The sequence below is a fragment of the Solirubrobacter pauli genome (genome assembly GCF_003633755.1).
In the GTDB taxonomy this organism is placed as follows: Bacteria; Actinomycetota; Thermoleophilia; order Solirubrobacterales; family Solirubrobacteraceae; genus Solirubrobacter; species Solirubrobacter pauli.
Genome location: NZ_RBIL01000002.1, coordinates 2273963 through 2288154, shown reverse-complemented (window position 1 = coordinate 2288154; position 14192 = coordinate 2273963). Strand labels below are relative to the sequence as shown.

The 14192-nt window shown below is 76.6% G+C and carries 10 protein-coding genes; 2 read left to right on the top strand and 8 right to left on the bottom strand.

Annotation, left to right across the window (positions count from 1 at the left end):
* Nucleotides 1-51: 51 nt before the first annotated feature.
* Nucleotides 52-918 (top strand): polysaccharide deacetylase family protein, encoded by an 867-nt coding sequence (locus tag C8N24_RS30345; RefSeq protein WP_121257319.1) that lies wholly within the window; start codon nucleotides 52-54, stop codon nucleotides 916-918.
* Here C8N24_RS30345 and C8N24_RS30340 read toward each other — a convergent pair.
* Nucleotides 902-1573: a response regulator gene (locus tag C8N24_RS30340; protein WP_121257317.1), complete on the bottom strand. Its 672-nt coding sequence runs from the start codon at nucleotides 1571-1573 to the stop codon at nucleotides 902-904. The genes C8N24_RS30345 and C8N24_RS30340 overlap by 17 nt on opposite strands.
* A complete protein-coding gene (locus C8N24_RS30335; protein ID WP_170179526.1) occupies nucleotides 1570-2064 on the bottom strand; it encodes a histidine kinase in 495 nt (164 codons plus the stop codon). Before C8N24_RS30335 ends, C8N24_RS30340 begins: the two co-directional genes overlap by 4 nt.
* A gap of 86 nt (nucleotides 2065-2150) precedes the next feature.
* On the opposite strand from C8N24_RS30335, the gene C8N24_RS30330 reads away from it, so the two are divergent.
* Nucleotides 2151-3974: a sensor histidine kinase gene (locus tag C8N24_RS30330; protein WP_121257313.1), complete on the top strand. Its 1824-nt coding sequence runs from the start codon at nucleotides 2151-2153 to the stop codon at nucleotides 3972-3974.
* A 3-nt stretch (nucleotides 3975-3977) separates the two neighbouring features.
* On the opposite strand, the gene C8N24_RS30325 is transcribed toward C8N24_RS30330, so the two are convergent.
* The 6 genes from C8N24_RS30325 to C8N24_RS34435 form a co-directional block, all read right to left on the bottom strand.
* Complete coding sequence (locus tag C8N24_RS30325; RefSeq protein ID WP_121257311.1) at nucleotides 3978-4499, bottom strand: hypothetical protein; 522 nt, start codon at nucleotides 4497-4499, stop codon at nucleotides 3978-3980.
* Nucleotides 4496-5779, bottom strand: a complete 1284-nt coding sequence (locus C8N24_RS30320; RefSeq protein ID WP_121257309.1) for a TolB-like translocation protein — start codon at nucleotides 5777-5779, stop codon at nucleotides 4496-4498. The genes C8N24_RS30325 and C8N24_RS30320 overlap by 4 nt, the downstream gene beginning before the upstream one ends.
* Nucleotides 5780-5932: 153 nt before the next feature.
* Nucleotides 5933-8869, bottom strand: coding sequence for a helix-turn-helix transcriptional regulator (locus tag C8N24_RS30315; RefSeq protein ID WP_121257307.1), 2937 nt, complete (start codon nucleotides 8867-8869; stop codon nucleotides 5933-5935).
* 12 nt (nucleotides 8870-8881) lie between these two features.
* Nucleotides 8882-9247, bottom strand: a complete 366-nt coding sequence (locus tag C8N24_RS30310) for a hypothetical protein (RefSeq protein WP_147448056.1) — start codon at nucleotides 9245-9247, stop codon at nucleotides 8882-8884.
* A 55-nt stretch (nucleotides 9248-9302) separates the two neighbouring features.
* On the bottom strand, nucleotides 9303-12170 hold the full coding sequence (locus tag C8N24_RS30305) for an AAA family ATPase (RefSeq protein ID WP_170179525.1): 2868 nt from the start codon (nucleotides 12168-12170) through the stop codon (nucleotides 9303-9305).
* A gap of 16 nt (nucleotides 12171-12186) precedes the next feature.
* Nucleotides 12187-14172 carry a sensor histidine kinase gene (locus C8N24_RS34435; RefSeq protein WP_170179524.1) on the bottom strand — a complete coding sequence of 662 codons (1986 nt, stop codon included), beginning with the start codon at nucleotides 14170-14172 and terminating at the stop codon, nucleotides 12187-12189.
* Between the last annotated feature and the right edge of the window lie 20 nt (nucleotides 14173-14192).

Here is a 14192-nt window from a genome sequence, read left to right as displayed (position 1 = left end):
CAGGCGGCGCGCTCCTCGTTCCCTCCGATGGCACGCATACGCTCAACCGAGATGTGGTGGAGCCGGATGATCGCCGTGGGCGCCCCCGTGCTGGTGGGGCTCGCCGTCCTGGTGGCGGTGCGCTCGGGCGCGCCCGACCCCGCACACTCGGTGGCGCCGACCGCCACGTCCACGGCCACCGCCACCGCCACGCCGCGCAAGGCGCGGCCCAGGAAGCCACGGGCCGTCGGTGAGATCACCGGCGCCAAGGCGCGTCGGATGGCCGTGCCGATCCTCATGTACCACGTGATCTCGAAGGCGCCGGCGGGGGTGGCGAACGCGGAGCTGTGGGTCGACAAGGACGTGTTCGCGGACGAGATGCGGGCGTTGCGGGCGGCCGGCTACACGGCGATCACGCTCCAGCAGGCGTGGGATGGCTGGCGGCACGGTGGGCCGCTGCCGCGCAAGCCGGTCGTGCTCACGTTCGACGACGGCTACCTGTCGCACTACACGCACGCCAAGCCGGTGCTGCGCAAGCTCGGGTGGCCGGGCGTGCTGTACCTGACGACGAAGTCGATCGGGCCGGGCGGGCTCACCGTCAAGCAGATCCGGGGCCTGATCAAGGCGGGCTGGGAGATCGACTCGCACACGCTCACGCATCCGGACCTGACGGCGCTCGACGACGCGACGCTCGAGCGCGAGCTGCAGGACTCGCGAGCCGAGCTGCAGGAACGCTTCGGCGTGCCCGTGCGCTTCTTCGCGTACCCGGCCGGCCGCAACGACGCGCGGGTGCGGGAAGCCACGCGCGCCGCGGGCTATCTGGCGGCGACCACGGTCGAGGAGGGCGTCGCGCGCGGCGCCGACGACCCGTTCGCGCTCAAGCGCGTGCGGGTGAACGCCACCGACACGGCCGAGTCGCTGCTCAGGCGGCTGGGGTAGTCGCGCCCGGGCGGACGAGCCCGGTCTCGTAGGCCACGACCACGGCCTGCACGCGCGAGGCGACGCCGAGCTTGCCGAGCACGCGCGTCACGTGCGACTTGACGGTCGTGTCCGAGAGGAACAGCTCGCGGCCCATCTCGGCGTTGGACATCCCGCGCGCGAGCAGCACCAGGACCTCGCGCTCGCGGGCGGTCAGGCCGTCCAGCCGCGCGGCCAGGGACGCGTCCAGGTCGGGCCGCGCGAGGAAGTGCTCGATCAGGCGCGTGGTGATCGCCGGGTCGAGCAGCGACTCACCGCGCGCGACCGTGCGGACGGCGGACGCCAAGGCCTCGCCCGAGGCCGACTTGAGCAGGAAGCCCGACGCGCCGGCGCGCAGCGCCCGGAAGACGTACTCGTCGCGGTCGAAGGTGGTGATGACGAGGACGCGGGCACGGCTGCCGCTCGCGAGCAGGCGCTTGGTGGCCTCGAGCCCGTCCAGGCGCGGCATGCGGATGTCCATCAGCACGACGTCGGGATGGACGCGCAGCGCCTCGTCGACGGCGGCGGCGCCGTCCTCGGCCTCGGCGACGACGTCGATGTCGTCCTCGGCGTCGAGGATCGCGCGCAGGCCGCCGCGCAGGAGCGCCTGGTCGTCGGCGATCAGGACCTTGATCACGGCTCGAGCGGGAGTCGGATCGACCACGCGTCGCCGCGGCGCCGGACGCTGCCGTCGCAGGGCCGGACGAACGCGCGCAGGCTGCCTTCGACGGCGCTCTCCAGCGTCCCGTGCCAGCGGATCTCGAGCCACGCGTCCTCGACGGCGAACGTCAGCTCGTGGGCGGCGAGCAGCTCGACGCACCGGTAGGCGCAGACCGCGACGCCACCGGGCAGCGTCCTCGCCACGCCCGGGACGTCGCTGGGCATGGGGGACAGGGGCACCGGCGTGCCGTCGTCGAGCAGCCGGGCGAGGCGGCGGAGCTCGTCCATCGCCTCGGCGGTGAGCCCGCGCACCGCCCGGATCGCGGTGGCGGCGCCGCACCCGCCCGCCGTGCCGAGCAGGCGCTCGGCCGCCGCGGCCTGCACCTGGACGGCCGCGACGCGATGGGTGATGAGGTCGTTCAGGTCCGCCGCGAGCGTCAGCCGCGGACCGCTGGGAAGGCGCGTCACGGGCCGGAAGCTAACGCCCGGACGCCCCGCACACCCACACCAAAAGGTGGATGTCGCCGCTCTCTTTCGGTGCGACACTCGCCGCGTTGCGGACGACGCTCAAGCTTCCGACGACGGCGATCGCGGCCGTGCTGCTCGCATTCGGGATCGTCGAGCTGTTCCTGCGGTCACCGGGGGTGGAGGTACCGCAGCGGCTGGCGACGTACGCGCTCGTGCTGGGGACGTTCCTCGCGCTGCCGCGTGCGCCGACGCTCGTCGTCGGGCTGCTCCTGCTCGAGCAGGTCGTGCTCAAGGAGACGGTCTTCGTCACGACGCTCGGCACGGCGGTCGCCCTGTTGACGCCGTACGTCGCCATGTTCGCGGCCGCCACGCTCGTGCCCACGCGGCAGCTGTGGGTGATCGCGGGGCTGATCGGTGCGCACCTGGCATGGCGCACGACGCTGCCGCTGCAGACGTTCGTCGTCCTCTACGCCGACGCGTGCGTGTACTCCGGCGCGTTGATCACGGGCGCGATGCTGCGCCGTCGTCACGGGCGCCTCGCGGCGATCCTCGCCGACCGCGACCGGCTGGTCGCCGCGCTCGCCACCGGCCCGGGCGACGCGGCCACCGCCGAGCAGCTCCGGATGTGGAGCGTGCTCGAGCAGCGGATCGAGCCCGTGGTCGAGGCGCTGCCCGGCCAGGTCGAGGCCGCGCGGGACGCGCCCGACGTCCGCGATCGGCTGGAGGCGATCCGCGCGCACGCGGCCGACGCGCTCGCCGAGATGCAGGCGACGATCCACGCCCTCGGCGCACCCGAACCGCCGCTGCCGCTGGTCGCCGAGCCGCGGTCGCCGCGGCGCGTGCTCTCGCCGTTGTGGATCACGTGCGCGCTGCTGCTCGTCGTCGCCGTGATCGAGATGCTGGCCGCCGGCACGTTCAGCGTGTACGCCGCCGCCTTCGCGTTGATCCCGCTGCTCGCCGCCCGCGCGCCGGTCAGCGCTTCGGTGCTGGTCGCCGTGACCGCGATCGTCTGCTCGCTCGACAGCGGCATCCCGGTCGCGGCGCGCCTCGCGGACTTCTCCGCGATGCTGACATTGATCGTCACCGGGGCCACGGCGCGGCCGGGCCGCGCCGCCGCGAGCCTCGTGCTGGTCGTCGGTGGCCTGCTCGTCTCACAGGGCCTGGACCCGACGTTCGACTGGCCGGCGCTCGCCTTCGTCGCGTCGGCGATGGTCTACCTCGCGAACTGGCTGTTCGGCGTGCTGCTGCGCGACGTCGCCGCCGAGCAACGGCAGGTCGGCGCGAGCCTCGCCGAAGCCGCCGAAGCGCTGCAGGCGTTGCGGGAACGCGCCGTCCGTCGAGAGCGCGTGCGGGTCGCACACGAGCTGCACGACTTGGTCGGGCACGCGCTGACGGCGGTCGCGATCCAGGCTGGCGTCGCCACGGCGCAGCTCAAGCACGGCCGCGCGCCGGCGTTCGGCGCGCTCGAGGAGGCGGCGCGGCAGGGCGTCGTCGAGCTGCAGCGGCTCGCCACCGTGCTCGGCCACGAAGCCGACCTCACCGCCGAGCTCGAACGCGTCACCGACACCGCGCGGGCGACGGGCCAGCACGTCGAGCTCGAGCTCGATCCGCCGGCGACCGAGCTCGCGCCCCAGCTCCGCCACACGGTCGTCTGCGTGGCGGCCGAGGCGCTCACCAACGCCGCCAAGCACGCCGGTGGCGGCGTCGTGCGTGTGAGCCTGAACGCACGCGCCGACCGGCTCGAGCTGGCGGTGGTCGACAGCGGCGGGCACACGCACGACCTGCCGAGCGGCGGCCGCGGGCTGGACTCGATGGCGCAGCGCGTTCGGGCGTGCGGGGGAACGTTCGCGAGCGGCCCACGGCCCGACGGTGGCTGGACCGTCCAGGCCGTGCTCCCCCTTACCGCCTAGCGATCACGCCGCGCTGACGCGCGAGGACCAGGCGGGCGACGCCTCACGCACCGCGAACGCCAGCCAGATCATTGCGCTGACGAACCCGCCGCCGGCCTGCGAGGCGGGGATCATCCCGATGTAGGCCAGCGGCAGCGCGACGGCGATCCAGGTGGGGATCGCCCCGCGGCGGCGCAGGACGACCGCGAGCGCGACCCAGCCGCCGAGGATCGCCAGGTTGGCGGGCGCGGCGACGGCGGCGAAGAACGACGGGTCCTCGCCGTTGACGTTGGAGACGGTCGCGAGCGCGGCCAGGACGACCTGGGCGACGATCGGGACGCGGGCGAGCTTGGCGGCACCGAGCTTCCCGAGGCGGTGGATCACGGGGACGAGCGCGAGCAGCGTGACGCTGAGCAGCGCGACCAGCAGGTGCTCGGTGGCGCCGATCGTGGTGGACTCGCTCGACTGCTCGTGGGTGAGCTGCAGCACGGCGGTGAGGGCGAGGGCGGCGGAGGCGGCGGCGGCGCCGAAGAAGGTGGGGGTCATCGGATCGTGAGGGTTCGCTTGACGGTGGACGTGCCCGCGGTGACGGCCAGCGCGAGCCGCTTGGCGCGGGACCTGGTCTTGGAGAGGCGCAGGGTCAGCGCGCCGGCCCTGCGCGCGGTGGCCTTGCCGGTGGCGACGGTCTTGCGGCCGTCGAGGAGCTTCGCGGTGACCTTGCCGGTCGACGGGACGTCGACCTTGACGGTCAGGCCCTTGCGCAGCGCGGCGCGGGTGGCCTTGGCGGTGGTGATCCTGAGCGTCGGTGCGCTCGGCACAGGCGCGGGCGCCGGGCCGGTCGCCGGGGGCGCGGGCACGGGGGTGGTGCCGGACGGCGGCGCGTAGCGGGCGGCGGGCGGGTCGGCCGGGCCCCAGTCGGGCTCGCTGCCGGTCGCGGTCAGGATGTGCTCGCCGGCGACGTCGCACGCACCCGCGACGACGGCGTTGAACCGCACGACCTCGATGCCCTTCGAGCTCTGGAAGGCGACCGCGCTCGAGTCGGGTGACCACGACGGGTCGGCGTGCCGCTCGTCGCCCGCGCTGGTCTGGCAGGCGAGCTCCGGCTGCGCGGGCGGGGTCTGCGTCCGCGGGTCGCCGCTGACGGCGAAGAACGCGATCAGCGTGTCCTTGCCGTAGAAGAACGTGGTCGCGAGCTTCTTCAGGTCGCGGCTCAGCTCGCCGTCGCCCTGGTCGGCGTTCGGCGTCATCCACGCGGTGTGGGAGTAGTCGCCGGGGCCGAGGTCGTCGATCGACACCTGCGAGCCGGCGCCACCGAACACGAGCGTGCGCTCGTTCGTGATCCACTCGGGGTGGGCGACGTCGAACTGGTTCCCGTAGACCTCGACGGGCGTGGCCGTCGTGACGTCGGCGCGCGTGTAGAAGGTCGACGTGGTCACGCCGCAGGTGGCGACGACCTTGCAGTTGTAGGCGGTGTAGACGTACGCGAGCTTCGTGCCGTCGGGCGAGAAGGACAGCTCGACGGGGCGCGGTGGGTACTGGCCGCCGTTGCTCGACTTCTGGAACGCGGTCGTGATCGTGCGCAGCGGCCGGCCGTCACGCGCCAGCACGCTGATCGGACCGCCGCCCTGGACGGCCGCGACCGTCCCGTCGTCGGCCTGCGTCGGCGAGTGCCAGTCGCCGCCCTCGGTCAGCTGGACCTTGCGCGAGCCGTCCGGCGCGGCGGACCAGACGTTGCCCTGGTCGATGTAGACGATCGAGTCGGCGGCCGCGGTCGCCGGTACGAGAAGCGCCCCGGCGAGGGCTGCGGCGGAGAGGAGTCGGAGCATGCGATCCAGCCTCCCGGCTCGCCCGCACCCCGGAAACGGGGAGCCGCCCCGGAATCGTCCCCGGTGCGGTTGCCCGCACCCGAGACCTGAAGCCACCTAAAGGGGTCAGACCCCTTCACGCGACAGATGTCGCTAAAGAGGGACAGTCCCTCTTTAGGAAACGAGCGCGGCGGCGAGCTCGGTGCGGGAGCGGATGCCGAGCTTGGCGTAGACGTTGCCGAGCGTGAACTCGACCGTCTTGCGCGTCACGAACAGCGTCTCGGCGATCTCGCGGTTGGAGAGCCCCCGCGCGGCGTGCTCGGCGGTGCGGCGCTCGGCAGGCGTGAGCGCGGCGGCGCCCTCGACGGCCACGCGGCGCGGTCGGCCGCCCGCCCGCAGCAGGGTGTCGGCCGCCTGGGCCGCCAGCGCGGTCGCGTCCACGCGCGTGGCGAGGTCGCGGGCGAGCGCGAGCTGCTCCCGCGCACCGGGCTTGTCGCCAACGCGCAGAAGCGCGGTGCCGAGCGCGAACCGCGCCTCGGCGCGCACGCGAAGAGAAGGCGCGCCGGCCACGCCGGGGGCGCCGCTGGCTCGGGCGGCGCCGGGTGGGCCGGCGGCGCCGCTCGCGCCGGCCGCGCCGCTCGCGCCGGCCGCGCCGCTCGCGCCGGCCGCGCCGCTCGCGCCGGCCGCGCCGCTCGCGCCGGCCGCGCCGGCCGCGCCGCTCGCGCCGCTCGCGCCGCGCCTCGCCGCCGCGGCGCTCGTCGCGTCGCCCTCCGCGACGGCGACGGCCTCGCGCAGCGCCGCGAGCGCCTCGGTCGGCGTGAGCGCGGTCGCGAGCGCGATCAGGGCGTGCGCCTGGTCGCCGGGAACGCCGCGGGCGCGCGCCGCGTCCCGCTCGCGCTCGGCCAGCTCGCGGCCCTCGTCGGCGCGGCCGGCGGCGATCAACGCGCGGGCGCGGCGGGCGGTCTGGTGGCCGAACGGGAAGCGGTGCAGGTCGAAGGCGTCCAGCAGCCGCTGCATCCGGTCCAGCTCGGTGAGCGCGTCCGCCGGGCGGCCCTGGGCCATCCGCAGGTCGCTGCGGGCCGGGAGGGTGAGCAACGCGCCCCAGCTGCCGGTGTCGGTCGGCAGGTCGTTCACGAGCGCGTCCGCCTGCACCAGCTCGCCGCGCAGGATCAGCGCGCGGATGAGCGTGCCGCGGACGCCCAGCTCGGGGTGCGTGCCCGGGGCGAAGGTCTGCAGCTCGAGCGCGTTGCGGGCCTGGGCCTCGGCGCGGGCGGCGGAGCCGAACGCGAGCTCCCACTCCGCGCGCATGTAGGCGACGAACCCGCTGCCGAGGCGGGTGCGCGTGCGCTGGACGGTCGCCTCGGCGTCCGCGAGCGCGGTCTGCGCGACGTCCGCGGCGTCGACGGCGATCATCCCGACGAGCGCCCAGAACGCCGACGGGTGCTCGATCCCGCGCAGCTCGCGGAACGGGCGGGCGGCGAAGATCGGCTCCGCGAGACGACGGACCTCGTCGGCGGGCGGCGCGCCGCACGCGGCCTGGAAGACGATGTGGCTGAGGACGCTCGGGCCCGGGTCGGCGAGCACCCGGTCCAGCAGCTGCGCGCGCCGGGCGGCGAGCCGGGCGTCGAGGACCACCGCGTTCAGCAGGTGACCGGACAGGCGGTCGCGCAGCTCGCGGTCGCCGGCCGGGCCCAGCCGCTCGAGCGCGGCCTCGAGGGCCGTGACGAGGTCGTCCATCGGCTCGTCGATGCGGTTGCCGCCGGTCGCGACGAGCTCCTCGATCGCGAGCGCGGCCAGCTCGGGGTCGGCGGAGCGGGCGGCGACCCGCAGCCGCGCGGCCGCCTCGGGATCACCCGCGCGCACGGACGCGCGGCCGAGCTCGAACTCGAGCGCGTCGCGGTCGGTGCCGTCGTCCTCCTCGAGCGCGCGCTGCAGGCGCCGGACCGCCGCCTCCGGCGCGCCTTCCACGAGCGCGCGGGCGGCCGCCGCGCGCAGCGTGGGGACCGCCCAGGGCTCCCGGATCGGCGGCGCCGCGAGCAGGTGGACGACGACGTCCTCGTCCGCGCCAGGGCGGTGGCGGAGGTGCTCGGCCGCGCGGCGGTGCAGCTGGATGCGGTCGCTGGTCGTGACCGGCTCGGCGACCGCCGCCGCGACGAGCGGGTGGATGAAGCGCGGCGGGTCGTCGTCGGCGAGCTCGAGCGCCTTGAGCGTGACGAGCGCCTCGACGGCCGCGCGCGGCTCGAGCTGCGCGGCGGCCGCGAGCGCCTCCAGGTCGCGGCGGTCGCCGAGGACGGCGAGCGCGCGGGCGAGCCGGCGGGTGGTCTCCGGGACACGTGCGAGGCGCCGCTCGACGCTGCGCGTGACCGACGACGGCACGGCGGCCCGGACCGCGTCGGCCGTGATCGGCGCGTTGCCGAGCGTGCGCACGAGCTCGCGCACGAGCAGCGGGTTGCCGCGCGTCGCGGTGAACGCGGCGCCGACGGCCTCGTCGGGCGCTTCGCCCAGCAGGTCCTTCACGGCGGCGGCGCTGAGCGGGCGCGGCCGCACGACCGTCGCGTCGAGCGCGTGCAGGAGCTCCTGCTCGGCGCCGGGCTCGTCCGGGCGCGTGCCGACCAGCAGCGCGACCGGCAGCTCGGGCACGCGGCGGGCGAGGAAGTCGAGGAAGCGCAGGCTGGGCGCGTCGCTCCAGTGGGCGTCGTCCACGATCAGCAGCAGCGGGGCCGTCTCCGCCAGCCCGGCCGTGAGCCAGTAGAGGCCGTGGAGGGTGGCGAAGCCGGCGTCCGCGACCGGTTCGGCCGTGCCCGCGCCGATCGCCGGCCCGGCCTGCGCGGCGGCGCCGACGAGCAGGCGGTCGCGCTCGTCCTGGGGCAGCGTGAGCACGGTGCGCTCGAACAGCTGGCGCACGACGCCGAACGGGAACTCGCGCTCGAGCTCCCCGCCCGTGGCGTGCAGCGTGCGGAAGTCGGGCTGCCCGCGAGCCGCCTCGAGCAACGCGGTCTTGCCGGTGCCCGCCGCGGCCTCGACGAGGATCGTGCCGCCCTGTCCGCGCCGCGCGGCGTCCAGCAGCGCGTGCAGCTGCCGCAGCTCGTCGTCGCGCTCCAGCAGCCGCATCCGGCGGGAAGCCTACGCGCGAGGCGCCGGGAGCCGCACCATGCCGGCGGCGGTCAGCAGCACGGCCAGGTCCTCCGGGTCCGGCAGCGGCGGCCTGACCAGGTTCATGAACCGCTCGTCGGCGGGTGTGGCGAGGCACAGCAGCCGCAGGTCCGTGAGCGCGCGCAGCGTGCGCGCGACGTCACGGGGGAGGGCGAGCGCCTGCCCGGCGATCAACGTCTGCGCGACACCCGCCAGGGTGACCTCGAGCTCGCCGACCAGCACGAGCACGACGACGTCCTCGCGGCTGGCCACGTGCGGTGGCAGGGTCGCCCCCGCGGGCGTCCTCACGTCGAGGAGCACGTAGTCGTCGGTGGCGGCGATCAGCTCGACCTGCATGGCCGCCATGCTCGCGCGCACGGCGGGCGCCCGCTACCGAGAGCCACCCCGGAGTTCACCCCAGGGCGAGCGCCCCCGCGAGCTGCGTGCGCGAGCGGATCCCGAGCTTGGCGTACGCGTTGCCGAGCGTGAACTCGACGGTCTTGCGCGTCACGAACAGCGTCTCGGCGATCTCGCGGTTCGACAGCCCACGTGCGGCGTGCTCGGCCATCCGCCGCTCCGACGGCGTGAGGGCGGCGGCCCCGGACTCCGCGGCACGCCGGGGCTTGCCGCCGGCGATGACCAGCTCCTCAGACGCCCGTCCGGCCAGCACGACGAGGTCGTGCCGCGCGGCGAGGTCCCGCGCCTCGGTGAGCGGCCGGCGCGCGTCGGTCCGCCGGCCGGCCTGTCGCAGCGCGAGCCCGTACGCGAACAAGGCCTCGGCCCGCGCGCGCGGGGCGGGAGAAGCCGCGCCGGCCGCGCCGGCCGCGCCACCCACGCCGGCCGTCCCGGCCGCGCCGCCCACGCCGAGTTTCCCGGCCGCGCCGGCCGCGGTACCCGCGCCGGCCGCGCTGACCGTGCCGACCGGGCCGGCGGCGGGAGTCGCGCCGGCGGCGCCGGGCAGCGCCCAGGGCGCGCCGTTCGCGGCGGCGACCGCGGCCGCTCCCTCGCCCGCGGCCGACAGCGCCTGCGCGGCGAACGTGGCGATGCCCCGGCGCCGGGCGGCCTCGGCGTTCGCCAGCGCGTCGGCGCGGGCGTCGTCGGGCCGGCCGAGGGCGAGGAGCGTGCGGGCGCGCCGGCCCGCGTCGTGCCCGGGCACCATGTGGCGCCAGCCGAAGGCGGCGGTGACCTCGTCGATGCGGTCGAGGTCCGCCAGGGCGTCGGCGGCGCGGTTCTGGGCGAGGCGCAGGTCGGCGCGGGCGTTCCAGACGAGGGTCGCGCCCCAGCCGTGCGCGAGCTGATCATCACCCGGCAGCTCGGCCACGAGCGCGTCGGCGTCGGCGACGCGGCCGAGCAGCACCAGCGCGCGGACGAGCGCGCCCGCCGCGCCGAGCGCGACCGTGTTCCCCGTGGCCACGCCGAAGACCTCGGCGGCCGCGCGGGCCTCGGCCTCGGCGAGCGCGGCCGAGCCGAACGCCAGCGCCCACTCGGCGCGCAGGAAGGACACGAACGCGCCGCCGAGCCGCGAGCGGTGCCGGCGCGCGGTGGCCTCCGCGTCGGTCAGCGCGGCGTCCGCGGGCGCGGCGCCGTCGGTCGCGATCAAGGCGACCACGACCCAGAACAGCGTCGGCCGCTCGATCGCACGCAGCTGCGTGAACGGGCGCCCCTCGAGCGCGCGCCGGGCGAGCGCGAGCACCTCGGAGGCCGGGGCGTCCCCGGCGGCCGCGTCGTAGGTCCGGTGCGCGAGCACGCCCCGGTTCTCGGCCAGCTCGGCCAGCGCCGCCGCGCGCCGGGGCGCGAGCCGCAGGTCCATCATCAGCGCGTTCAGGAGCTGGCCGGTGATCCGGTCGTGCAGCTCACCGGGCGGGAGCCGGTCGAGCGCGCCGCGCAACGTCGCCGCCGCCGCTTCGAGGTCGTCCCCCGGCGCGACGCGGATCGCCTCGATCGCCTGCGCCGCCACGGCCGGATCGTCGGCGCGCGCCGCCTGCTGCAGGTATCCGCGCGCGGCCGGATCGCCGGCCGTGGCCGCGGTGAGCCCCAGCTCGAGCACGAGCGCCATCCGTGCGTCCTCAGCGGGCTCCGGGCTCAGCGCGAGCTCCTCCAGCGCGCGCCGGAGGCGACGGACGGCCGCATCGGGCGCGCCCTCGGCCGCGGCGCGCCGGGCGGCCTCGCGCAGCAGGTCCGCCGCCCACGGCTCACCGATCGGCGGCGCGGCGAGCAGGTGCACGACGATGTCGTCCTCGGGCCCGCGACGGTCGCGCAGGGCCCGCGCCGCGCCGTGGTGCAGGGCGTCGCGCTCCGCGGCGATCACCGGCTCGGCGACCGCGGCCCGCACGAGCGGGTGGGCGAAGCGCGGCGGGTCGTCCTCCACCAGCTCCAGCTCGCGCAAGGCGCGCAGGGCCGGCACCGGGTCGTCCGGCAGCAGCGAGGCGTCGCCGAGCACGGCCAGCGCCCGCGCCACCTCGCGCGCCTGCGGGTCGAGCCGGTTCAGGCGCCGCTGCACCGACCGCGTCACCGACGACGGCACCGCGGCGCGCACGGCGGCCGCCGTCACGGGCGAGCCGGCCAGCGAGCGCACGAGCTCGCGCAGCAGCAGCGGGTTGCCGCCCGTCGTCTCGATCGCGGTGGCGACCGCGTCGTCCGGGGCCGCGTCCGCGAACAGCCGCCGGACACTCGCCGACGACAGCGGCTCGGGGCGCACGACCGTCGCGCCCGGCGCGTCGGCCAGCGCGCCCAGCAGCTCGAGCTCCGCGCCCGGCTCGTTCAACCGCGTGCCCACGCACAGCAGCAACGGCAGCTCGCTCGCGCGCCGCGCGAGGAACACCAGGAAGCGCAGCGACGGCGCGTCACACCAGTGCGCGTCGTCGACGACCAGCACCAGCGGCGCCTCGTCCGCCAGCGCGGCCGCGAGCCAGTACAGGCCGTGCAGCGTCGCGAACGACGCGTCCGCCACGGGTTCGGCCACGGCCGCGCCGAGGACCGGCGCCGCGTGCGCCGCCGCCCCTGCGAGCAGTCGCTCGCGCCGCGCCGCGTCCGAGGCGTGCACCTCGCGCTCGAACAGCTGGCGCACGACCCCGAACGGGAACTCGCGCTCGAGCTCGCCGCCGACCGCACGCAGCACCTTCACGCCTGACGCGTCCGCCTGCAGCGCCCGCAGCAGCGCCGTCTTGCCCGACCCGGCCGCGCCTTCCACGATGGCGGTCCCGCCCCGGCCCAGGCGCGCGTCCTCGACCAGCGCACGCAACGTCGCGAGCTCTCCCTCGCGCTCCAGCAGCTCCTCCATGAGCCACGAAGCGTATTCACGCGACAGCGAGCCGGGCGGCCCCGGGGACGGGCAGCTCAGCGCGGACACGCCAACCGCCATCTTCCCCGGGGCCCGCCACGAGCACCCCTCCGTAGAGCTCGACCCGCTCGAGCATGCCCGCCAGCCCATGGCCGCTTCCGCCGCCCACGCCCCGACGACCGGGTGCGTTGACCACCTCGACGACCAGCCGCGCGCCGGTCGCGGCGATCGTGACGGTCACCGGCACGGCGCCGGCGTGGCGGCCGACGTTCGTCAGCGCCTCCTGGACGATCCGGACCGTCGTCAAGGCGAGCGGGAGCGGCAGCGACGCGGAATCGACCTGCTGGATCAGGCGGACCGGCAGGCCGCAGCGGGCGACCAGCGCCGAGAGGCCGTCGGAGGCCGGGACCGTCGCGCCGAGCCGGATGAGGTCGCGCTCGACGTCGCCCGCCACCTGCGCCACCGCCGCGCCCGCGCGCCGCGCGCGGACGAGGTCCAGCGGCGCGTAGCGCACGGCGACGGCCGCCTGCAGCGTGATGATCGTGACCGCGCGGCCGACGACGTCGTGCAGCTCGCGGGCGGCCACGATCCGCTCGGCGGCCACGTGCTGCCGGGCCCGCGCCTCCTGCGCCCGGTCGGCGCGCTCGTGCGCGCGGCGGGCGCGCGCCGCGGACACCGCGCGGTCGCGCACGAGCAGTCCGCCGACCCCGCAGGCCAGCGCGAGCAGCAGGATGAAGCTGTACGCGTAGGCCTCGTACGGCTGCTGCTCGAGCGCGAGGGAAGCCACGCAGGTGGCCGTCCCCGCGGCGACCACCACGGCGCCACCGAACACGGTCCGCGCGGCCGTCGCCCCGATGAACGTCGCCGCCACCGTGACGTAGAACTGCGTGAACGTCAGCGTCGACAGATCGTGCAGCAGCATCCGGCCCACCACGAGCGCGAACACCGCCAGCGCCGCGGTCACCGGCCGGCGACGGCGCCACAGCAGCGGCAGCGGGCACAGCACGGCGGTCACCCACGGTGAGGCCGCACCCAGCGCCGGGTCGGGGATCTCCAGCGGGGTCGGCAGCGGGTCCTGCAGGACCATCAGCTGGTCCGCGAGCCCGAGCAGCGCCAGCAGTAGCACCGGCGTCGCCACCCCGAGCACGTGCTGGATGCGCGTCCGGCGGACCGCGGCGCGCGCCGACCCGACCGCCGCGTCCGACGGGACGCGCGCGGCCGCCGGGGGAGGGGCGAGCTCGGGCTCGTCGTCCGGCGCGCGCAGCAGCCGCACGGCGCGGCGCAGCTCGAGCATGGCCGCCTGCGCACGGTCGTGCACCGCGCCCATCAGCTCCGCCAGCTCGGTCGCCGGCGCGTGGCGTGCCCGGTCGGCGAGCGGCCGCACGCCGTCGAGCAGCAGCGCGACCGTGCTGTCGACCTCGCCGGCGATCCGTGCGCGCTCGTCGGCCAGCGCGAGGTCGAGGCGCCGCTCGGACGTCGCCTCCAGCTCGCGCACCTCCCGCTCGCGCTGCTCGGCCTCGGCGCCACGGTCGCGCATCGCGATCCCCGCGGCCAAGCCGCCGATCACCAGCGTCAGCGCGTGCGCGTAGCCACCGATCGACGCCCGCTCGTAGACCCCGAACGCGAGCAGGTCCATCGTCACGATCGCGCCCACCAGCAGCCCGCCCGCCGCCAACCCGCGCACCGGGAAGCTGCGTGGCCGGGCGCCCGCCTCCGAGAGGAAGAGCGCGACGATCAGCACCACGGTCTGCGCGGCGGCGCCCGGCGCGCGCTGCTCGAACGCGTCGCGCGCCACGACGAGCGCGACGACGGCCAGCGAAGCCGGTCCCGGGGCGCGTCGCGCCGCCACCAGTGGGAGCGGCAGCGCGAGCGCCCACAGGACCACGATGACCGATGCCTCCCGGCCGCCCGGACCCGTGAGCTGCCAGTAGGCCTCGCCCGCGCTCCACAGCGCGAGCGCGAGGACGAGCGCAGCAGCGCGGCGGCTCGTCCCGAGGATCATCGCCGCCCAGCGTGCCGCCT

Excerpts from the sequence above, each read along its gene's own strand:
- C8N24_RS30345 (WP_121257319.1), top strand. The coding sequence starts at position 52 with ATGTGGTGGAGCCGGATGATCGCCGTGGGCGCCCCCGTGCTGGTGGGG.
- C8N24_RS30325 (WP_121257311.1), bottom strand. The coding sequence starts at position 4,499 with ATGACCCCCACCTTCTTCGGCGCCGCCGCCGCCTCCGCCGCCCTCGCC.
- C8N24_RS30320 (WP_121257309.1), bottom strand. The coding sequence starts at position 5,779 with ATGCTCCGACTCCTCTCCGCCGCAGCCCTCGCCGGGGCGCTTCTCGTA.
- C8N24_RS30315 (WP_121257307.1), bottom strand. The coding sequence starts at position 8,869 with ATGCGGCTGCTGGAGCGCGACGACGAGCTGCGGCAGCTGCACGCGCTG.
- C8N24_RS30310 (WP_147448056.1), bottom strand. The coding sequence starts at position 9,247 with ATGCAGGTCGAGCTGATCGCCGCCACCGACGACTACGTGCTCCTCGAC.
- C8N24_RS30305 (WP_170179525.1), bottom strand. The coding sequence starts at position 12,170 with ATGGAGGAGCTGCTGGAGCGCGAGGGAGAGCTCGCGACGTTGCGTGCG.
- C8N24_RS34435 (WP_170179524.1), bottom strand. The coding sequence starts at position 14,172 with ATGATCCTCGGGACGAGCCGCCGCGCTGCTGCGCTCGTCCTCGCGCTC.